18 protein-coding genes and 2 pseudogenes are annotated in these 19,363 nt (G+C 61.3%); 5 read left to right on the top strand and 15 right to left on the bottom strand.

Annotated elements, in window-relative coordinates:
* The 4 genes and pseudogenes from AABM54_RS24875 to AABM54_RS24860 all read right to left on the bottom strand — a co-directional run bounded on the left by AABM54_RS24875 (nt 1) and on the right by AABM54_RS24860 (nt 4,883).
* Complete coding sequence (locus AABM54_RS24875) at nt 1-1,206, bottom strand: MFS transporter (RefSeq protein WP_347902545.1); 1,206 nt, start codon at nt 1,204-1,206, stop codon at nt 1-3.
* Nucleotides 1,199-2,159 (bottom strand): annotated as a pseudogene (locus tag AABM54_RS24870) (diiron oxygenase). The gene AABM54_RS24875 and the pseudogene AABM54_RS24870 overlap by 8 nt, the downstream one beginning before the upstream one ends.
* The gene (locus AABM54_RS24865; RefSeq protein WP_347902544.1) at nt 2,159-3,241 is read right to left on the bottom strand and encodes a SagB family peptide dehydrogenase; all 1,083 of its coding nucleotides are present in this window, start codon (nt 3,239-3,241) and stop codon (nt 2,159-2,161) included. Before AABM54_RS24865 ends, AABM54_RS24870 begins: the two are co-directional and overlap by 1 nt.
* 445 nt (nt 3,242-3,686) lie before the next feature.
* Entirely contained in the window at nt 3,687-4,883 is a 1,197-nt protein-coding gene (locus tag AABM54_RS24860) for a class I SAM-dependent rRNA methyltransferase (protein WP_347902543.1), read from the bottom strand.
* A 201-nt stretch (nt 4,884-5,084) separates the two neighbouring features.
* Here AABM54_RS24860 and AABM54_RS24855 point away from each other — a divergent pair, with 201 nt between their 5' ends.
* Genes AABM54_RS24855 through AABM54_RS24845 form a run of 3 tightly spaced genes read left to right on the top strand, consistent with a single transcriptional unit; the run spans nt 5,085 to nt 7,122 of the window.
* A complete protein-coding gene (locus tag AABM54_RS24855; RefSeq protein WP_347906293.1) occupies nt 5,085-5,900 on the top strand; it encodes an HDOD domain-containing protein in 816 nt (271 codons plus the stop codon).
* A gap of 30 nt (nt 5,901-5,930) precedes the next feature.
* A complete protein-coding gene (mutM, locus tag AABM54_RS24850; protein ID WP_347902542.1) occupies nt 5,931-6,743 on the top strand; it encodes a bifunctional DNA-formamidopyrimidine glycosylase/DNA-(apurinic or apyrimidinic site) lyase in 813 nt (270 codons plus the stop codon).
* 55 nt (nt 6,744-6,798) lie between these two features.
* Entirely contained in the window at nt 6,799-7,122 is a 324-nt protein-coding gene (locus AABM54_RS24845) for a multidrug transporter (RefSeq protein WP_347902541.1), read from the top strand.
* Between the two features lie 134 nt (nt 7,123-7,256).
* On the opposite strand, the gene AABM54_RS24840 is transcribed toward AABM54_RS24845, so the two are convergent.
* From AABM54_RS24840 to AABM54_RS24820, 5 genes and pseudogenes are all read right to left on the bottom strand, one after another.
* A complete protein-coding gene (locus AABM54_RS24840; RefSeq protein WP_048722619.1) occupies nt 7,257-7,508 on the bottom strand; it encodes a YfhL family 4Fe-4S dicluster ferredoxin in 252 nt (83 codons plus the stop codon).
* A gap of 104 nt (nt 7,509-7,612) precedes the next feature.
* Nucleotides 7,613-8,092 carry a pantetheine-phosphate adenylyltransferase gene (coaD, locus tag AABM54_RS24835; protein WP_071552943.1) on the bottom strand — a complete coding sequence of 160 codons (480 nt, stop codon included), beginning with the start codon at nt 8,090-8,092 and terminating at the stop codon, nt 7,613-7,615.
* A 115-nt stretch (nt 8,093-8,207) separates the two neighbouring features.
* Entirely contained in the window at nt 8,208-9,803 is a 1,596-nt protein-coding gene (locus AABM54_RS24830; RefSeq protein WP_347902540.1) for a GMC family oxidoreductase, read from the bottom strand.
* A 115-nt stretch (nt 9,804-9,918) separates the two neighbouring features.
* The gene (locus AABM54_RS24825) at nt 9,919-10,464 is read right to left on the bottom strand and encodes a twin-arginine translocation pathway signal protein (protein WP_347902539.1); all 546 of its coding nucleotides are present in this window, start codon (nt 10,462-10,464) and stop codon (nt 9,919-9,921) included.
* A 25-nt stretch (nt 10,465-10,489) separates the two neighbouring features.
* Nucleotides 10,490-11,921, bottom strand: a pseudogene (locus AABM54_RS24820) (coniferyl aldehyde dehydrogenase).
* Nucleotides 11,922-12,067: 146 nt separating this feature from the next.
* On the opposite strand from AABM54_RS24820, the gene AABM54_RS24815 reads away from it, so the two are divergent.
* Nucleotides 12,068-12,739: a TetR/AcrR family transcriptional regulator gene (locus AABM54_RS24815; protein ID WP_347902538.1), complete on the top strand. Its 672-nt coding sequence runs from the start codon at nt 12,068-12,070 to the stop codon at nt 12,737-12,739.
* Nucleotides 12,740-12,772: 33 nt separating this feature from the next.
* A complete protein-coding gene (locus AABM54_RS24810; RefSeq protein WP_347902537.1) occupies nt 12,773-13,627 on the top strand; it encodes a sulfurtransferase in 855 nt (284 codons plus the stop codon).
* A 15-nt stretch (nt 13,628-13,642) separates the two neighbouring features.
* Here the strand turns inward: AABM54_RS24810 and AABM54_RS24805 are convergent, their stop codons facing one another.
* The 6 genes from AABM54_RS24805 to AABM54_RS24780 all read right to left on the bottom strand — a co-directional run bounded on the left by AABM54_RS24805 (nt 13,643) and on the right by AABM54_RS24780 (nt 19,315).
* Entirely contained in the window at nt 13,643-13,972 is a 330-nt protein-coding gene (locus tag AABM54_RS24805) for an AzlD domain-containing protein (protein WP_347902536.1), read from the bottom strand.
* The gene (locus tag AABM54_RS24800) at nt 13,969-14,688 is read right to left on the bottom strand and encodes an AzlC family ABC transporter permease (RefSeq protein WP_347902535.1); all 720 of its coding nucleotides are present in this window, start codon (nt 14,686-14,688) and stop codon (nt 13,969-13,971) included. Before AABM54_RS24800 ends, AABM54_RS24805 begins: the two co-directional genes overlap by 4 nt.
* A gap of 109 nt (nt 14,689-14,797) precedes the next feature.
* Entirely contained in the window at nt 14,798-15,796 is a 999-nt protein-coding gene (locus tag AABM54_RS24795; RefSeq protein ID WP_347902534.1) for a hydrolase, read from the bottom strand.
* Nucleotides 15,797-15,868: 72 nt separating this feature from the next.
* Complete coding sequence (gene rsmD, locus AABM54_RS24790; RefSeq protein WP_347902533.1) at nt 15,869-16,477, bottom strand: 16S rRNA (guanine(966)-N(2))-methyltransferase RsmD; 609 nt, start codon at nt 16,475-16,477, stop codon at nt 15,869-15,871.
* Nucleotides 16,477-17,967, bottom strand: a complete 1,491-nt coding sequence (locus AABM54_RS24785) for a pitrilysin family protein (RefSeq protein ID WP_347902532.1) — start codon at nt 17,965-17,967, stop codon at nt 16,477-16,479. The genes rsmD and AABM54_RS24785 overlap by 1 nt, the downstream gene beginning before the upstream one ends.
* Complete coding sequence (locus AABM54_RS24780; RefSeq protein WP_347902531.1) at nt 17,960-19,315, bottom strand: pitrilysin family protein; 1,356 nt, start codon at nt 19,313-19,315, stop codon at nt 17,960-17,962. Before AABM54_RS24780 ends, AABM54_RS24785 begins: the two co-directional genes overlap by 8 nt.
* Between the last annotated feature and the right edge of the window lie 48 nt (nt 19,316-19,363).

Genomic DNA, 19,363 nt, shown 5'->3' with positions numbered 1-19,363 from the left:
TCAGGCCGGGCTCAGAACCCTGCCCCGATGACTGATACGCCAGTTCAGCAACAGGCCCAAGGTACTGAGCACCAGGAAACTGAAGGCCAGCGTGACTTGCAGGTCGGCGGTGCTCAGGTTGACCAGTGCACTGATCAACCCGCCGAATATGAAGATCAGCGTGTTACCCGCCGACGCTGATGCACCGGCATTGTCGGGAAACAGGCTCATGGCTTTCGAAGTCGCCGCCGGGCGGGCGATGGTGGTACCGGCGGTGCAGATGATCATCGGCAGCAGGATGGTCGCGGTCGACAGGCTGAACTGGTGCCACAGGTACAACAACGTTACACCGGCGAAACCGATCAGGCTCAGCCCGACGACGATTTGTGTATTCGGGGTGATTCGGTTGCCGAGCACCCGGGCAACGATTCCGCCAATAATGTAGGCCGCGCCATAGAGCAGCAGGGTCAGGGAAAACTCATAGGCCGTCAGTTGCAACTGCTCCATGAAGATCAGGGGCGAAATGACGATGAAGGAAAAGTGGCAGGCGAACACGATTGCCGCGATCAACCAATAGCCCACGAACGTGAAGTTGCTGAAGACCAGCCGGTAAGCCCCGATGATGCCGTGGCGGGGCCCCTGGGGTGTGTGCGAGTTCTCCAGGAACAGGCAGGCTTTCAGGAAGACGGCGGCGCAAAGGGCAATAAAAACATGGAAGCTACCGGGCCAGCCCAGCAGTTCTTGCAACAGTGTGCCGGCCAGTGGTGAGACGGAAATGAAGATCCCGCTCGCGGTGACCATCAGGATGCGCAACTGATCGCGCTCCTTGCCCTCGAACAGGTCCTGGACCAACGCCTGGGACAACACGAAACAACCGCAACCGAGTGCCTGGACGACCCTGAACAACAGGAAGTAGCCATATTCGGTGGACATCACGCAGCCCACCGAGCCGACAACCGACACCGCCATGCCCGCCAGCAGCAGGCGTTTGCGGCCGATGACATCCGAGAGTGGCCCGATCAGCAGTTGCGAGACGGAAATGCCGATGGCAAACAGGCTGATGGAAAAGGCAATGTCGGCGGGTGAAGTACCAAAATGTTCCGACAGCGCTGGAAACGATGGCAGCAGCACATCCACCGGAAACACCCCGAGCATGACCATGGTCATCAATAGCACCGTGGCCGCGCGGCGTTTGTTGAGGTCTTTCGCAGTGTTCACTTCAGCCATCGATAAGGCCCGCCTTCAAGAACAGTAGCCGGTTGTGGGAAAGGTCAAAGAAGCCTGCTTTTTTCATCGCCAACAGCGTAGCCGTTGCGCCTGATCGCGCACGCTGGAGCTGCGCCGCTGCTGTTGAGAGGTTGCCGAGCAGGTCGGCGATGGTGTCAGCCGGCAGGGCCGACGCTGTGCAGGCTGCTGCTCAGCCACGGCTCATCGATTTCGAAGAAAATCATGATGATTTCCAGCAACAGGTCCGCAGCGAATGTGCGCTGACGGGCGTCGAGGGTCGGCCACAGGTGCTCGAACACCTCGCAGAAGTAACGACTGTGTCGGGCCTCGTCTTCAAGGTGGTCCCTGAGCATTTCATAGACGCCGCTTACCAGGCTTTGCCGGGTGATGTTCAGCAGTTCTTTGGCGATGATCGTTTCGCTGACAAAACCCATCAACAACCACGCCAGCGCGGTATGTCGGTTGGGTGTATGACTGATCACGCCAAGTAAACGGCTGATGCGGCGCGGGGACGTGCCGCGCAGGCTCATGCCGTAATGGCTCGCCACTTGCTCGGCGATCGCGTTGGAAAACAACGCGTGATAACCCTCGTCTGTGTAGAGCTGCAGGGCGGCGGTTTTCATGGCGGAGGGGACGACGATATCGAGTTCGCCGTGGACGAGGGTTTCGACCGCACGATTGACGATTTTGTGTTCAAGGCGGGTGGTGTAGTCGAGGAAGTACACCAGGTGGTTGGCCGCCAGCCGCTGGCAGGCGCCCTGTCCCATTGCTTCGACTCTCGGGTGTTGCAGGTAGGGCAGGAAGGCCGGTGGGAACCAGTCTTTGGTTTCCAGTGCTTGTTCCAGCGCGTCGGGCAGCACATAGGCATGTCGGTGATTACGTACCGCTGCTTTGGTGTCCCAGTCCCCCAGGGTGAAACGTAGCGGCAGTGATTGCGTGGCGGTGCCGGGCATTATCGAGGCTCCCGGGTGTTGATCAGTGCGTTGAGTTCCTGGCACTGCGCATGCCCGTTCCCCGGCCCGCAGCCTACAAAGAATAATGGCTGCTCTGCGTTGTTCTCAAGCCCCAGCAGGGTTTCGACTCGCTGGTCCGTCAGTGCGCCGGTCAACCAGGTGTCCAGGCCCATGGCAGTGGCCAGTAGTTGAAACGTCTGGGAAATATGGCCAGCCTCGACGTAGGCCATTCGGTAGGCGCGCGAGTGTGGGTATTTCCACCAGAGCTTGTCGAACCGCGAGGTGATGAACAGCCCGCAAGGCAGGTTGTCGATGAAGTGCTGGCCGCAGAGCAATTGCCCCAAGGGTTGATCGGGCAGTGGATTGACCGGGCTCAGGGCGTGCGCGTCTGGGTGATAGGCATAAAGGCCCGGGGCCAGGCCGTCGATGTTGCGGGCATACAGATAGCCTTCGCAGGCATTGAGGCCACCGCCGGAAGGGCTGCTGCGCCGCGCCCGCAGGTTTTCGGGGACACAGGCGTCGACAGCGTCTTCGCGCGCCTTCAGGTAGCCCAGAGACAGGTAGAGCAGGGTGCCGACCTCGTCAAGGGCAATGGCTTCGCCAGTGAAGGACCTGGAGGTTTTTCGGGTCAGCAGGGTGCTGGCGAGCGTGGCTGAAATGTCGGCGGCCGGCGAGGGATGAGGGAGGAATATCAGCGTGTCGCTGTTACCCGCATGCAAACCGGCGCGGGGCTGTTCAGTGGTGAGCACTTCGTCGCAGTGGGCGAGGTAGTACGCGGACCATTGGTGGGCATCTTCGGGCATCTGCTCAAAGGGGATGTCCTTGGTGCCGATATGGAATATTTTTGATAAGTCGTCCCATCCCCAATCAATCTCGGGGCTGGGGTGTGAAGTCATGATCCCGGCCTCCAGAAAGGCTGCATCTATACTGTTGTGGCTGTCGAAGTGTTCGGGAGTACTTATAAGGTGTGCCAGTCGAGCCGAATGTTCTTCGTCCAGTTCAAATTGTGTATGGTTTTTGTAGTTCCATACAACTTGATAAGGTGTGCGGGCAAGAATGAACAAATAAGGATTTATATGCATGGTTCTTGGGGTGCTCTTGAGAACCTCAGGATAGAGCTGGGTAGCCGGCACTCCCCAGCTCTTCGTTTACTTAGCGGGCTTTAGCGGCAACCAGGCAAGCCAGGTTGGCGATTTTTTTTGCTTCCAGAGTAATGGCTTTCATTTTTATTGCTCCTTGTTGTTATGTGGCGGATGTCACCTTCGTGGTGACATTCCAAGAGTAGTTTGTAGCGGGGCCTTATCAAGGATTAGTTGAGTAGGACTTATCCAGTAGTTATGTGGGAGTGATCTTACTTATTAAGATATCTGAGAACTTTCTGAGGCAAACAGTGGCCGAACGGAAACTTCCCGCAGGTTAGTAGGGCCTGGAGAGTCAGAAAGTTTACGGAGTGCTTAAGATACAGGACGGATGCGGCGGGGAAAGCAGCAGTGGGGAGCCTGCTGGCTCCCCACGGATTCAACGGCCTTAGCTGTTAGGCAGCAGTCGGCAAGTGATGCTCTTGATGTAGCGGGTTTCAGCGATGGCCGGGTGTACCGGATGGTCCGGGCCTTGACCGCCACGTTCCAGCATCTGGATGTTGCGATCCAGGTGACGGGCGCTGGTCAGCAGGATGTTCTGCAGATCATCTTCCGGCAGGTGCATGGAGCACGAAGCGCTGACCAGGATGCCGTCCTTGCTGAGCAGGCGCATGGCTTGCTCGTTCAGGCGACGGTAGGCGCCTTCGCCGTTCTTCATGTCTTTCTTGCGTTTGATGAATGCCGGAGGGTCGGCCACGATCACGTCGAAACGTTCTTCGCTGGCTTTCAGCTCTTTCAGGGCTTCGAACACATCGCCTTCAATGCAGGTCATCTTGTCGGCGAAACCGTTCAGGGCGGCGTTACGCTCGACGCCGTCGAGGGCGAAGGCCGAAGCGTCGACGCAGAACACTTCACTGGCACCGAAAGCGGCAGCCTGCACGCCCCAGCCGCCGATGTAGCTGTACAGGTCCAGCACGCGTTTGCCTTTGGCATAAGGTGCCAGGCGCGCGCGGTTCATGCGGTGGTCGTAGAACCAGCCGGTTTTCTGCCCCTGGATGACCGGCGCTTCGAATCTCACGCCGTTTTCTTCCAGCGCTACCCACTCCGGCACCAGGCCGAACACGGTTTCGACGTAGCGGTTGAGGCCTTCGGCATCACGGGCGGCGGAGTCGTTCTTGAACAGAATGCCGCTTGGCTTGAGCACTTGGGTCAACGCGGCAATCACGTCTTCTTTATGGGCTTCCATGGTCGCCGAAGCGATCTGCACCACCAGGATGTCGCCGAAACGGTCGACCACCAGGCCTGGCAGCAGGTCGGAATCACCATAGACCAGACGATAGAACGGCTTGTCGAACAGGCGGTCGCGCAGGGACAGTGCCACGTTGATGCGGTGCACCAGCAACGACTTGTCGAGTGGCAACTTGATGTCGCGCGACAGCAGGCGTGCGCAGATCAGGTTGTTCGGGCTCATGGCGACGATGCCCAGCGGTTTGCCGCCGGCTGCTTCGAGGATTGCTTGATCGCCCGCCTTGAAGCCATGCAGTGGGGTGGCGGCTACATCGATTTCGTTACTGTAGACCCACAGGTGGCCGTTGCGCAGGCGACGGTCGGCGTTGGCTTTGAGGCGCAGGCTTGGCAGGGACATGACGTCGCTCCAGGTGAAAAAAAGAGCGGGATTATAGCGTTAGTCGGCCTGGCGCAGCGCGGTTGTTTCTGGACATTGCGTCGGACAGATCGCCCATGGCGCGGAAAATTTCCGCTAGAATCCCCGCCTGGCCCAGAGTGAGTACTTATGTCCCAAGAGCTATCTTCCGAGCAGATTCAACAGGCCCTGCAAGGCATCAGCGTGCCGCCCCAGCCGCAAATCATGGTGGATTTGCAGATGGAGCAGTACATGCCCGACCCGGATCTGGAAGTGATCGCCAAGTTGATCTCCCAGGACCCCGGCCTCTCTGGGGCGCTGTTGAAGATCGTCAATTCGCCGTATTACGGCCTCAGCAACAAGATTGCCTCGATCCAGCGGGCGGTTAACCTGCTGGGCAGCCGTTCGATCATCAACCTGATCAACGCGCAGTCGATCAAGGGCGAGATGAACGACGACACCATCGTCACGCTCAACCGTTTCTGGGACACCGCCCAGGACGTGGCGATGACCAGCCTCAGCCTGGCCAAGCGCATTGGCTCGCAAGCAGTGGACGAGGCGTACGCCCTGGGGTTGTTCCACGATTGTGGCGTGCCGCTGATGCTCAAGCGCTTTCCCGACTATATGACGGTGCTGGAACAGGCTTACGCCAGTGCCAGCCCCGAGTGCCGGGTGGTGGACACCGAGAACCATGCGTTCAACACCAACCACGCCGTGGTCGGCTATTACACCGCCAAGTCCTGGCGGTTGCCGGAACACGTTACCAACGCCATCGCCAATCACCACAATGCGCTGGCGATTTTCAGCGATGAGTCGTCGCGCAACAGCCAGTTGAAAAACCTGTTGGCGATCCTGAAGATGGCCGAGCACATTTGCGCGTCTTACCGGGTACTGGGCAACCAGGCCGAAGACCACGAATGGAACAATGTCGGGGCCATGGTGCTCGATTATGTGGGCTTGTCGGACTACGATTTCGAGAACCTCAAGCAGACGATTCGCGAGCTCGGCGCTCACCATTGAGTGTTGGCTCCCGCCTGATCCGAGAACGCCATGCCTGAACTGCCAGAAGTCGAAACCACCCGCCGCGGGATCGCGCCGCACCTTGAAGGGCAGCGCGTCAGCCGGGTGATTGTGCGTGACCGGCGGCTGCGCTGGCCGATTCCCGAAGACCTCGATGTGCGCTTGTCCGGGCAGCGCATCGTATTGGTGGAGCGGCGCGCCAAGTACCTGCTGATCAACGCCGAGGTCGGTACGCTGATCAGTCATTTGGGTATGTCGGGCAATTTGCGTCTGGTGGAGGTCGGCTTGCCGGCGGCCAAGCATGAGCACGTGGACATCGAGCTTGAGTCCGGCCTGGCCCTGCGCTACACCGACCCACGCCGGTTTGGCGCGATGCTCTGGAGCCTCGACCCGCTCAATCACGAGTTGCTGGTTCGGTTGGGGCCGGAGCCGTTGACCGACCTGTTCGACGGTGATCGGCTGTTTCAGCTGTCCCGTGGGCGTTCGATGGCGGTCAAGCCGTTCATCATGGACAACGCGGTGGTGGTGGGCGTGGGTAACATCTACGCCACCGAAGCCTTGTTTGCCGCCGGAATCGATCCGCGCCGCGAGGCCAGGGGCATTTCGCGGGCGCGTTACTTGAGGCTGGCCATCGAGATCAAGCGCATTCTGGCCGCCGCCATCGAACAAGGCGGTACTACGTTGCGCGACTTTATTGGCGGTGACGGCCAGCCTGGCTACTTCCAGCAGGAGCTGTTCGTGTACGGCCGCGGTGCCGAGCACTGCAAAGTCTGTGGCACACAGTTGCGCGAAGCTCGCCTGGGGCAGCGCACCAGCGTCTTTTGCCCACGCTGCCAGAGCTGAAAAAGTCCCACGGTCTATAGTCAGTTATCTCACTGACCCGCCGAAGGACCGCGCCATGAATCCGTTTCGAATCCTTGCCGTTGCGGTGCTGCTCAGCGCCGGTTTGTCCGCTCAGGCGTCCGAAGGCGGTAGCGGCGACCCGAACTACACCCTCCAGAACCCCCCGGCCTACGCGATGATCGGCGACCTGCTGATCGCCCGCCCTTTGCTGGCGGTGGCGACGGTGATCGGTGCGGGGGTGTTTGTGGTGTCGCTGCCGTTTACCGCGCTGGCTGGCGGTATCGGCGATGCAGGCAAGGCGTTGGTGGTCGACCCGGCGAAAGCGACGTTTGTGCGTTGCCTGGGGTGTATCGGGGAGGGGTTCGAGCAGCGGGAGTGAAGTCAGTTGTATCTTCGACGTGGCTGATGACGCTTTCGCGAGCAAGCTCGCTCCCACATTGGATCTGTGTTGTTCACACATCCCCTGTGGGAGCGGGCTTGCTCGCGATAGGGCCAGAATGGGCGCCAGTAGACTTAAGCCTTGCCAGTAATGACCCGGTACTTGGCCATCAACTGTTCTTCGGTCTCGGGATGGGCTTCATCCAGCGGGATGCAATCCACCGGGCAGACCTGCTGGCATTGCGGCTCGTCGTAGTGGCCGACGCACTGGGTGCACAGGTTCGGGTCGATCACATAGATCTCTTCGCCCTGGGAAATGGCTGCGTTCGGGCACTCGGGTTCGCAGACGTCGCAGTTGATGCAATCGTCGGTGATGATCAGGGACATGGGGCACTCCTGCCGGGGCCGTCGACCCAGGCACATGAAAACTAATGCGCGCAATTGTGCCGCATTGGCGCCCGCAGTGCACGCGGGCGCCGCTTGAGCGGTCGTTACTTCTTGAAGCGCAGGGTCAGGGCGTCGGCCACGATCGGGTGGACGAACTTGGTGATGTCGCCGCCCAGGGCCGCGATTTCACGGACCAGCGTCGAGGAAATGAACGAATAACGTTCCGACGGCGTGAGAAACAGGCTCTCGACGTCCGGCGCCAGTTGGCGATTCATGTTGGCCAGCTGGAATTCGTATTCGAAGTCCGAGACCGCGCGCAAGCCACGCAGGAACACGTTGGCGTTCTGCTCCTTGGCAAAATGCGCAAGCAGCGTCGAAAAGCCGACGACTTCGACGTTCGGCAGATGTTTGGTGACCTCGCGGGCCAGCTCCACACGCTGTTCCAGGGGGAATAGCGGGTTTTTCTTGGGGCTGGCGGCGACGGCGATGATCACATGATCGAACAGGCGCGAGGCGCGTTCGACCAGATCGCCATGGCCCTTGGTAATAGGGTCGAAGGTACCTGGGTACAACACTCGGTTCATCGCGTCGTCCTGGCGGGAATCCGTTGGGGAGTCGGATGGTATCGCAGCCTTCCCGGTCGGCCAAGTCGCCTTTAGGGGAAGAAAGCACTATAGACGGTACGATTATTGTGCTTTTTCAGGTGTTTTTTAAACGTTCGACCAACGCAGTGGCCAGTTGGGCGGTCAGCCCGTAAACCGACAATTGGGGGTTTGCGCCAATGCTGGTGGGGAACAACGAGCCGTCGTGGATCGACAGATTGCTCAGTTGGTGATGCCGGCCGAGGCTGTCGGTGACCGCATTTTTCGGGTCCTCGCCCATGGTGCAACCGCCCATCACATGGGCGCTACCCAGCCGCGTTCGGTACAGCTCAAGGCTCAGGTCGTCGATCAGCGTGCGGGCTTCGGCCAGGGTTTTCACGTAGCGCGCATCCGCGTGCATCGGCATCACGGCCTTGGCACCGCCCGCGAACTGGATCTCGGCCATGCTGTGAAACGAGCGCCGCAGACCGTCCCAGGCGTAGGCAGACACCTGATAGTCGAGGACCGGCGTGCCATCGCCGCGCAATTCGACGCTGCCGCCGGGGCTTTCCGGGTGAAAGCCGTCGCGCATCAGCGCGAGCATGGCGTGGGTGTGGGGCAATTGGCGCATGTGTTCGGCGTTCTCGCCGCCAAAACCGCCGAGCAGCGTGGTGGCCAGCGCCGGGTGCAGCGGCGGGACTTCGAGCTTGTAGGACATCCTGCCGGTGGTGCCGTCCTGCCACTGGAAATGGTCGGAGTAAATCGACTGCGGCGCGCCGTAGAACGGGTTGATCACCTCGTCGAACAGCCCGGCGGACATGTTCACCAGATGCAGAAACGTACGTTTGCCCAACCGTTCGTGGGGGTCGGGGGCTTCGGAGCGCAGCAACAACGCCGGGCTGTTGATGCCGCCACCGGCCAGCACATAGTGCCGCGCCTTGACGGTGATGCTGCGCCCGGTCGGTGCCACGCAGCGTGCGTCCATCGCCACACACAGCAGGCCCGTGACCTTGTCGTCCTTGATCAGCAGCCGCTCGGCGCGGGCGAGATAGAGCAGCTCTCCGCCCTTTTCCAGGGTGGCGGGAATAGTCGTCACCAACATGGATTGCTTGGCGTTGGTCGGGCAGCCCAGGCCGCAGTAGCCCAGGTTCCAGCAGCCACGCACATTGCGCGGGATCACATGCCAGCTGTAGCCGAGTTGTTCGCAGCCTTTTTTGATCACGTCGTTGTTCGCGTTGGGTGGGACCAGCCAGGGAGCGACGCCCAGGCGCTGTTCCATTCTTTCGAACCAGGGCGCCATGTCGGCGGGGCTGTGGCCCTTGACGTTGTGTTCCGTGGCCCAGTGCGTGAGGGTCGGGTCCGGGGTGCGAAAGCTGGAGGTCCAGTTGATCAGCGTGGTGCCGCCCACTGCACGCCCTTGCAGGATGGTGATTGCGCCATCCTTGCTCATGCGCCCGATGCCTTCCTGATAAAGGCTGGTGTAGGCCTGGTCTTCGAGCATCTTGAAGTCGCTGCTGGTCTTGAGCGGACCTTCTTCGATCAACAGCACTTTGTAGCCGGCGGCACTGAGGATTTCAGCGGTGGTGCCACCACCCGCGCCGCTGCCGATGATTGCAACGTCCGTTTCCAGGGTCAGGTTCTCGCTCAGTTGCGAGCCGTCGTAGGTTTTCCAGCCTCGGGCCAGGCCTTCGCGGAACGGATCGGGTACAGGCATCTTCAGGTTCTCTTGTTGTTTTTATTGAGGGAGGTGAGGCGGCTGACGCCATCGCGAGCAGGCTCTACTCGGTCCCTGTGGGAGCGAGCCTGCTCGCGATAGGGTCGCCTAGGTCTTAAACAGTGGGAGGCCCGGGATACCCGCAATGCCCCCAGGACTCGGCCCGGCTGTACCAGGCCATCATCACCAGTTGCAGCAGTGAGCTGTGGCCCATTTTCAGCAGGCTCAATGAGCTGTTTTCCCAGCGCGTCAGGAACTGGCGGATGTCATCGCTGCTGGCGTTCTCCCAACTGCCCCAAATCCCGGTCAGCGGCCCACGGGTGACCGCCATGGCGAGGACATCGAACAGTTGTTGGGTCAGCTTGAGCATTTGCGGCGACAAGTGATCGAGGCCGTAATCCAGCGATTGCAGGGTGGCATCCAGGGCTGTCGCACGCTTGTCGGGAGCCACGGCACCGTCGAGCATCACCGGGATCAGCGCCCGCAGAAACGGCAAATCGCTGCTGCGCAAAGCCGCGTAACCGCTGGCCGGCGTGCTGGCCGAACAGCCGCTGAGGCTGGCGCCCAGGCCCGCCGTCGTCAGGAAGGCGCTGGCGCAGAGGCTGAATTTGAGCAGGCCGCGCCGTGACAGCGCGGGCGTTTGGGACAGGCTGGGGTTCATTATTGTTATTACCCGACGGTCGTTTTCAGCGAATGAACAGCTTCTGGATCAGTTTCTGGATCGACTTGCCGTAAGGCGGGTAGATCAACTTCGCCGCATTGAAACGCTGCTTGATGAACACGCCCTTGGCCTTGCTGAAGGTCAGGAAGCCTTCGTGGCCGTGGTAATGCCCCATTCCCGACGCCCCGATACCGCCGAACGGCATGTCGTCCTGGGCAACGTGCAGCAACGTGTCGTTCAGGCACACACCGCCGGAGTGGGTCTCATTGAGCACGCGGTTCTGTTCGCTCTTGTTGTAGCCGAAGTAATACAGCGCCAACGGACGTGGTCGCTGGTTGATGTAGGCAAATGCCTGATCGAGGTCCCGATAGGGCACGATCGGCAGCACCGGGCCGAAGATTTCGTCCTGCATCACCAACATGTCATCGCTGACGTTCAGCAGCAGGCTATGGCCCATGCGCCGGCCCTGACCTTGTTCGAACAGCGGAATCAGCAGCGCGCCTTTGCTGGTGGCGTCGCTGACGTAATTGTTGAGTCGCGCCAGTTGGCGATCGTTGATGATCGCTGTGTAGTCCGGGTTGTCGACGAGTGTCGGATAAAAGCTGCGAACGGCGTGGCGATAGGCTTCGACGAACGAACCTACGCGGTCTTCCGGCACCAGTACGTAGTCCGGCGCGACGCAGGTTTGCCCGGCGTTCAGGGTTTTACCGAAGGCGATGCGTTCGGGCCGCGTCGCTGAGGGGCACATCGTGAGAAACAATGGCCGGCGACTTGCCGCCGAGTTCGAGGGTGACCGGCGTCAGGTGTTCAGCGGCGGCGCGCATCACATGCTTGCCGATGCTGGTGGCGCCCGTGAACAGCAAGTGATCGAACGGCAGTCGGGAAAAGGCTATGCCGACCTCGGCTTCGCCCAACACCACGCAGACCAGGTCCTGCGGGAAGACCCGGGCCAGCAGTTCCTTGAGCAGTTGCCCGGTTGCAGGCGTCGATTCGCTGAGTTTGAGCATCACCCGGTTACCGGCCGACAGGGCGCCCACCAGCGGCCCGATGGCCAGGTACAGCGGATAGTTCCAGGGCACGATCACCCCGACCACGCCCAGTGGCTGATAAACGACCTTGGCCGAGGCTGGCTGAAAGGCCAGGCCTACAGCGCGCCGGGATGATTTCATCCAGCTCTTGAGGTGTTTACTGGCGTAATGAATGCCGTGCAGGCTGGGCATCAGTTCGGCGACCAGGGTTTCGTCGGCACTGCGATGGCTGAAATCCTGGCTGATGGCGTCGATCAGGGCCTGACGCTCATCGCTGAGGATTTCACGCAGCGCCTTGAGCCATTGCTGGCGCTGGGCGGCCGAGGGCATCGGGTTGGCGGCGTACGCCTGACGTTGGGTATCGAACAGGGTTTGGAGTTCGGCCAGATGCTGCTGAGCGTTTTGCAGGTAGGCTATTTCGGCAGACATTGTCGGCTCCGGTTTTATTGGAATGAGGAAGTTTTTAGAGTCTATACTCTAAAATGTCAATCGGGTTTATCGGCCCGACGTGTTTTATCCATCGCCGGATAGGTCGTAAGATGCCCGCCACCGCACATTGAATTAAAGCTCAAGCCATGGCCCCACGAATAAAAACCAGCGAGCGCATCGTGCAGAACAGCCTGGAGCTGTTCAATCAGTTGGGCGAGCGCAGCATCAGTACCAATCACATCGCCGCGCACATGGAGATTTCTCCGGGCAACCTGTACTACCACTTCCCCAACAAGCAGGCGATTATCGCCGTGTTGTTCAGTGAGTACGAAAGCCTGGTGGACAGTTTCCTGCGCCCACCCCAAGGGCGGGCCGCGACCGTGGAAGACAAGCGCTTTTACTTGCAGGAGTTGCTGTCGGCCATGTGGCGCTACCGGTTCCTGCACCGCGACCTTGAGCATCTGCTTGAGAGCGACGCCGATCTGGCCGCGCGCTATCGACGCTTTTCCCAGCGCTGCCTGATCCATGGCACTGCCATCTACGAAGGATTTGTCGACGCCGGGATCCTCACCATGGACAAAGTCCAGATCGAATCCTTGACGCTCAATGCCTGGATCATCCTCACGTCCTGGGTACGGTTTCTGTGCACCACGCGGGAAAACTCCAGTCACTTGAGCGAGCAAGCCATCAAGCGTGGCGTGTATCAGGTGTTGGTGCTTGAGGCCGGATTCGTCACCGAACAGTCCCGTGAGGCCGTCGACGCGTTGTTCGAGGAGTTTTACGTGCCGTTGGCCCAAGCGTTGGAAGAAGTGCAGTAGGATCGACCTTCGACCCCCTCAGAGGAGCCCGCCATGCCCATTGCGCAACTGATCAGCCCGGCCGAACTGGACCTGAAGAAGGACCAGGCCGATTGGGTGATTCTTGATTGTCGTTTTGCCCTCGAAGACCCGGATTACGGCCATCGCAGCTATGCCGAAGGGCATATTGCCGGTGCGCACCATGCCGATCTGGAACGCGATTTCAGCGGGCCGGTGGTCAAGGGTGTCACCGGTCGGCATCCCTTGCCGCAGCCCGCACACCTGATCGAGCGGTTGCAGGCGTGGGGCATCAATGCCGACAGCGACATTGTGTTGTATGACGATGGCCCGGGTGCTTACGCCGCGCGGGCCTGGTGGTTGCTGGCCTGGCTGGGTAAGCGTGACGGCGTGTTCATCCTCGATGGCGGCCTCAAGGCCTGGCATGCGGCAGGGTTGCCCCTCAGTCTTGATTCGGCACCGAACATGCGCGGGACATTCACCGGTCAACCGGACTCCGGGCTGTTGCTCAGCGCTCAGGAATTGCACAAGCGCCTCGGTCAGCCGACGCTGACCTTGCTGGACGCCCGCGCCGCGCCGCGTTTTCGCGGTGAGGTCGAACCGATTGACCCGGTCGCCGGCCATATTCCCGGCGCTCACTGTGCAGCGTTCACCGACAATCTGGGCAGCGATGGGCGTTTCCTGTCGCCTGCGCAGCTCAAGCAGCGGTTTGCAGCGAAGCTGGGTGACCGTTCGCCGACAGAACTGGTGGCGTATTGCGGTTCCGGTGTCACGGCCTGCCATAACCTGTTCGCGCTGTGCCTGGCCGGTTATCCGCTGGCGCGGTTGTATGCGGGGTCGTGGAGCGAATGGATCAACGACCCGCAACGCGGCATCGCCACGGGCGATTGAGCCGTACGGGCCAGTTCAGACCGGTAACTGGCCCAGCATCCAGCGCAGTAAAAAGAACACCAGCATCCCGCCGCCGATGGTCGCCAGCAAATGGCGACTCAGCGCGGCAATGGCGATCGCCACCAACCCTGCCAGCAAGTACGCGTTATTCAGGTTCACGGCCCACTGCTGACCGTCCGGCAGCAACATGCCGGGTACGACGATGGCGGTGAGCACCGCCGTGGGCACGTAGTGCAGCCCTTGGCGCACCAGCGGCGCAAAGCTCAGGTTGGGCCAGGCGAACAGGCTGTAACGCAGCGCAAACGTGATCGCAGTCATCCCGACAATCATCCATCCGTAACTCATGAGTGAACCTGCGCGCCTGAAGGGCTGGCCAGTTGTCGGCGCTCCAGCACGACGCCGATGGCTATCCCGCTGAAGGCGGCGGCCATCAACCCGAGTTTGTAGGGCCAATTGAACGTCATCAGCGCCACGGCACCGGCCGCCAGCGCGGCGGCGATTTGCGGCTGATTGCGCAGCAGCGGCACGACAATGCCGATGAAGGTGGCCAGCATGGCGAACTCCAACCCCCAGCTCGCCAGGTCCGGCACGGCCTGACCGAACAACACCCCCGCCAGTGAACTGACCACCCAGCAGGCGTAGAGCGAACTGGCGACGCCAAGCCAGTACCAGTGGGCCAGTGGCCGGTCGCCGTGCAGCAGGTAAAAACGCTGGACCACGGCGAAGGTTTCATCGGTCAGCCAGAACGCCAGCAGCATCCGCCAGCGTTGCGGCAATTGGCTGGTGTGAGGTTGCAGGGTGGCGCTGTACAGCACGTGCCGCAGGTTGACGATGAAGGTCGTCAACAGAATCACCCACACACTGGCAGCGGTCCCGAGCAGGCTCAGGACAATCAGTTGCGCGGAGCCTGCGTAAACGAACACTGACATGCCGACCGCTTGCCAGAGTGTCAGGCCTGCGGCCCCGGCCAGAGTGCCGAAGATCAGGCCGAAGGGCAGGATGCCGACCGCCATGGCGAAACTGTCGCGGATGCCGAGGGTGTAGAGGTGTTTTCGGGTCATGGAGACTCTCCTTGTGTCGGCATCCTGAACCACACGCAAAAAGCCTGTCTTGAACGATCTTGCAGATGACCCGGAGCCTACGAGGTTCTGCCGACTCGCCCGATATCGCTCAACCACGCTCCAGATCAGTCAACCATTGCGGGATTCGCCGTTCCAGGTAATACCCCGGATTGTTCACGGAACCGTCGACGAAGCCGACGTGCCCGCCCTTGGGCTGCAACTCGAATCGGGTGCTGGCTGACAACTCGCCAGGCTCGGGCAGGCTGTGGGGGAAGACGAACGGGTCGTCCGAGGCCTGGATAATCAGGGTTTGGGTGCGGATTTCTCCCAGGAAGTAGCGACTGGATGCGCGTCGGTAGTAGTCCTCGGCGTCCTGGAAACCGTTCAGTGGCGCGGTCACCCGGCCATCGAAATCCCAGAACGTGCGCATGTTCTCCAGCGAGCCCAGCCCGGCGAGTGTCGCCAGGCCATCGTGGCGGCCGTCATGTTGAAACTGGCGTTGTTTGGTTTTGATGTAGGCGAGCATCTCACGCATGAAATGCGCCTGATACACCTTGGAAAACCCCTGGTCGATACGGTCGGCGCACTGGTCGAGGCGAAACGGCACCGACACCGCCACGGCGCCCTGCAAGCCGCTGCTGCTGCCGGTTTCGCCCAGGTGCTTGAGCAGCACATTGCCGCCCAGCGAGTAGCCGACGGCATACAACGGCGCCAATGGCCGCGAGGCACGAAGGTGCCTGATGGCTTCGGCAAGGTCTTCGCTGGCGCCGGAGTGGTAGCTGCGTGGCAACAGATTCGGCTCGCCGGAACAGCCGCGCCAGTTCAGTGCGACGCTCGCCCAGCCGTGGTCGGCCAGGGCTTTTTGCAGGCCGGCGACGTAGGGTGAATTGGAGGAACCGGTCAACCCGTGAAGCACCAGCACCAGCGGGGCTTCGGCGCTGTGCGGGCCGTGCCAGTCGAGATCGAGAAAATCACCGTCCGCCAGCCACAGGCGTTCGCGCGGGCGTTCAAGGTGAGTGGTTTTGCGCCACAGCGGGCCCCACAAGGTTTGCAGGTGCGGATTGCCCAGGCCAAGGGCGGGGATGAAGCGGTCAGGCGGTGTGGGCACGGTTGTTCTCAATGCAGCGGTACGTACCTTGGACTGTAGACCCCCGGTACGCACCTTGTTCAGGCCGGTCGGTTAACCGGCGATCTCTGCCACACGGTGCCACAACGCGTAATAGACGCGCCCGGATTTTTGTTCGCGGTGCAGGCGCCAGCTGCCCGGCAGGCCGAGGGTCGACGGGGCGTTTTCGCTTTCGGTGTACACCCAGGCGTCATCGGCCAGCCATTGGCGTTCTTCAAGCAGCGCACAGACCGTGGGCAGCAGGTTCTGGTTGAACGGCGGGTCGAGGAACACCAGGTCGTACGGCGTGGCGGTCTGGGTTTCCAGATAACGCAAGGCGTCGGCGGTCTGGACCTGGCCAACGGTGCAGCGCAGCGTTCCCAAATGTTCTTTCAGGCTCGAAACCGCCAGGCTGCTGGCGTCGAGCGCCTGGCCCATGGCGGCGCCACGGGACAGGGCTTCGAGGAACAGCGCGCCGCTGCCGGTAAACGGGTCGAGCACTTTGGCCCCGGCGACATAAGGCGCCAGCCAGTTGAACAGGGTTTCGCGCACCCGGTCCGGCGTCGGGCGCAGGCCCGGGGCGTCGGGGAAGCTCAGCTTTCGGCTGCGCCATTCGCCGCCGATGATGCGCAATTGGTTCACGCCGTTATGCACGTTGTGAACAGGTTTTTTAGGATGGGCCATTAATGCTCCGGAACCCCGAGCGGCTGCTCGGAAGGTTTGTCAGTAGGGGCCGGTAACGGCTGTTGTGGCACGGTCGGGCCAGCGGTGACGATGACCATTTTGTCCGTGCTCAGGTGTTTGTTCATGGCCGCCTTGACCTGCTCGACGGTCAGGCTCTGGGACTGACGCATGAAGTCTTCGAGGTAGCTCAGCGGCAAGTTGTAGAAACCCATGGCGCCCAATTGGCCGACGATATCGGCGTTGCTGGCGGTGGACAGCGGGAAGCTGCCGGCCAGTTCACGCTTGGCATCGTCGAGTTCTTTTTGGGTCGGGCCTTTTTCAAGGTAGTCAGCGAGTACATCCTGCACCAGTTTGAGGGTGCCTTCGCTCATCTCGGCGCGGGTTTGCAGGTTGATCATGAACGGACCACGGGCCTGCATCGGCGAGAAGCCGGAGTACACGCCGTAGGTCAGGCCGCGCTTCTCACGCACTTCGCTCATCAGTCGGGTGCCGAAGCCACCGCCACCGAGGATCTGGTTGCCCAGCGAAACGGCGGCGTAGTCCGGATCATCGCGATCAATACCCAGTTGCGCGAGCATCAGGTTGGTCTGCTTGGACGGGAACTCGATATGCGTAATACCAGCCTTGGGTTCAACGGCTGCCGGGATTTTCGCCAGCGCCGGGCCGTGGGGCAGGGTGCTGGAAACCTGTGCGGCAATCGCTTCGGCTTCGCTGCGCGACAAGTCGCCGACCAGCGCGATCACGACGTTGCCGGCGGCGTAGGCTTTCTCATGGAACGCCCGCACTTGCGCCTGGGTGATCGACGGGATGCTTTTGGCGGTGCCATCGCTGGCGTTCGCGTACGGGTGATCGCCATACAGGCGTTTCATCAGTTCGATGCTCGCCAGTTTGCCGGGGTTCTGCTTCTGGTACTCGAGGCCGGCCAGTATCTGGTTTTTGATCCGCGCCAGCGAATCGGCAGGCAAGGTCGGCTTGCCGACGACTTCGGCGAACAGCTTGAGCGCCGGTTCGCGTTTATCCACAGCACTCAGGCTGCGCAGCGACGCGACGGCCATGTCTTTGTAGGCGCCGTTGCCAAAATCCGCGCCCAGGCCTTCGAAGCCTTGAGCGATGGCGCTGACATCCTTGCCCGCCACGCCTTCGTTGAGCATGGCGTTGGTCAGCACGGCCAGGCCTGGCGATGCGCCGTCCTGGCTGCTGCCCGCGGCGAAGATCAGGCGCAGGTCGAACATCGGTAGCTCGGGGGCGGCGACGAACAGCACTTTGGCGCCTTCGGTCGTGGTCCAGGTCTGCACGTCCAGCGCGCGGTGGCTTGGCGCCTTGCCGTCAAGTTCGGCCAGCGATTGCAGCTGTTTGCTGGCCTTGGCCTTGTCGAGGGCTTCGCTGGCGTTGGAGGTGTCCGAACGGCTGAGGTAGAAACCCGCCGAGCCGAGCAGCGAGACGACCACCAGCCCGATCAGGGCCAGGCGTGATTGTTTGCGCTCACTCATGAGCTGTCTCCTCGGGCAGTACATGCGCAACGCTGAGACGTTCGCGAGTGAAATAGAGGGTGGCGGCCTTCTGGATATCTTCCGGGGTCACGCTTTGCAGCTCGGCAAGTTCGGTGTCCATCAGCTTCCAGGACAGCCCGACGGTTTCCAACTGAGCGATGGAGGTGGCCTGGCTGGTAATCGAGTCACGCTCGTACACCAGGCCGGCGATCACTTGGGCACGCACGCGCTCCAGCTCTTCGGCCGACGGCGCGGTGGTTTTCAGTTGTTCGAGCAATTTCCACAAGCCGGCTTCGGCCTGGGCGATGGTTTTGTGTTTCTGGGTGTTTGGCGTTGCCGACAGGGTGAACAGGCTGTCGCCACGGGTGTAGGCGTCGTAGTTCGACGAACCGCCGGACACCAGTTCCTGACCTCGCTCCAGTTGGGTCGGGATGCGTGCGCTGTAACCGCCGTCGAGCAGTGCCGCGATCAGGCGCAAAGCGTTGACCGAGCGTTTGTCGGTGGCGGTCGCGATGCTCGGCACGTTGAAGGCCAGCATCAGGCTTGGCAGTTGGGTTTTCACGTGCAGGGTGATCTGCCGTTCGCCGGGTTCGGCCAGTTCCAGCGGGATCTTGGCCGGTGGCACGTCGCGTTTCGGGATCGGCCCGAAGTAGCGTTGGGCCAGGGCTTTGACTTCATCCGGGGTCACGTCGCCGACCACCACGAGCGTGGCGTTGTTCGGCACATACCAGGACTGATACCAGTGGCGCAGCTCTTCAACTTTCATGCGGTCCAGGTCCGCCATCCAGCCGATGGTCGGCGTGTGGTAACCGCTGGCCGGGTAGGCCATGGCCTTGAAGCGCTCGTAGGCCTTGGACATGGGTTTGTCGTCGGTGCGCAGGCGGCGTTCTTCCTTGATCACTTCGATCTCGCGGCTGAACTCGTCGGCCGGCAGGCGCAGGCTGGCCATGCGGTCGGCTTCCAGCTCAAAGGCCACGCCCAGGCGGTCGCGGGCCAGCACCTGGTAGTACGCGGTGAAGTCGTCGCTGGTGAAGGCGTTTTCTTCGGCGCCCAGGTCGCGCAGGATCAGCGACGCTTCACCGGGGCCAACCTTCTCGCTGCCCTTGAACATCATGTGTTCCAGGGCGTGGGACAAACCGGTCTGGCCCGGTGTTTCGTAGCTCGAACCCACTTTGTACCAGACCTGGGAAACCACCACCGGCGCGCGATGGTCTTCGCGCACGACGACTTTGAGGCCGTTGTCGAGGGTGAATTCGTGGGTCGGTTGTGGGTCGGCAGCCAAAGCTGAAAGGGGCAGACAAACTGTGCTGAGCAGCAGGCCTGCGGCGCGGCGGGCTAGAGCATTCATTCGTGTTTTAACCTGTTGGGCTACCCGCTTGGTCTTAGCCTGTACGGG

The sequence above is a fragment of the Pseudomonas purpurea genome, assembly GCF_039908635.1.
Classification (GTDB): Bacteria; Pseudomonadota; Gammaproteobacteria; order Pseudomonadales; family Pseudomonadaceae; genus Aquipseudomonas; species Aquipseudomonas purpurea.
Note: the sequence above shows the minus strand (reverse complement) of the source record. Positions and strands in the feature narration are given on the sequence as shown.

Excerpts from the sequence above, each read along its gene's own strand:
- AABM54_RS24875 (WP_347902545.1), bottom strand. The coding sequence starts at position 1,206 with ATGGCTGAAGTGAACACTGCGAAAGACCTCAACAAACGCCGCGCGGCC.
- AABM54_RS24865 (WP_347902544.1), bottom strand. The coding sequence starts at position 3,241 with ATGCATATAAATCCTTATTTGTTCATTCTTGCCCGCACACCTTATCAA.
- AABM54_RS24860 (WP_347902543.1), bottom strand. The coding sequence starts at position 4,883 with ATGTCCCTGCCAAGCCTGCGCCTCAAAGCCAACGCCGACCGTCGCCTG.
- mutM (WP_347902542.1), top strand. The coding sequence starts at position 5,931 with ATGCCTGAACTGCCAGAAGTCGAAACCACCCGCCGCGGGATCGCGCCG.
- AABM54_RS24845 (WP_347902541.1), top strand. The coding sequence starts at position 6,799 with ATGAATCCGTTTCGAATCCTTGCCGTTGCGGTGCTGCTCAGCGCCGGT.
- AABM54_RS24840 (WP_048722619.1), bottom strand. The coding sequence starts at position 7,508 with ATGTCCCTGATCATCACCGACGATTGCATCAACTGCGACGTCTGCGAA.
- coaD (WP_071552943.1), bottom strand. The coding sequence starts at position 8,092 with ATGAACCGAGTGTTGTACCCAGGTACCTTCGACCCTATTACCAAGGGC.
- AABM54_RS24830 (WP_347902540.1), bottom strand. The coding sequence starts at position 9,803 with ATGCCTGTACCCGATCCGTTCCGCGAAGGCCTGGCCCGAGGCTGGAAA.
- AABM54_RS24825 (WP_347902539.1), bottom strand. The coding sequence starts at position 10,464 with ATGAACCCCAGCCTGTCCCAAACGCCCGCGCTGTCACGGCGCGGCCTG.
- AABM54_RS24815 (WP_347902538.1), top strand. The coding sequence starts at position 12,068 with ATGGCCCCACGAATAAAAACCAGCGAGCGCATCGTGCAGAACAGCCTG.
- AABM54_RS24810 (WP_347902537.1), top strand. The coding sequence starts at position 12,773 with ATGCCCATTGCGCAACTGATCAGCCCGGCCGAACTGGACCTGAAGAAG.
- AABM54_RS24805 (WP_347902536.1), bottom strand. The coding sequence starts at position 13,972 with ATGAGTTACGGATGGATGATTGTCGGGATGACTGCGATCACGTTTGCG.
- AABM54_RS24800 (WP_347902535.1), bottom strand. The coding sequence starts at position 14,688 with ATGACCCGAAAACACCTCTACACCCTCGGCATCCGCGACAGTTTCGCC.
- rsmD (WP_347902533.1), bottom strand. The coding sequence starts at position 16,477 with ATGGCCCATCCTAAAAAACCTGTTCACAACGTGCATAACGGCGTGAAC.
- AABM54_RS24785 (WP_347902532.1), bottom strand. The coding sequence starts at position 17,967 with ATGAGTGAGCGCAAACAATCACGCCTGGCCCTGATCGGGCTGGTGGTC.
- AABM54_RS24780 (WP_347902531.1), bottom strand. The coding sequence starts at position 19,315 with ATGAATGCTCTAGCCCGCCGCGCCGCAGGCCTGCTGCTCAGCACAGTT.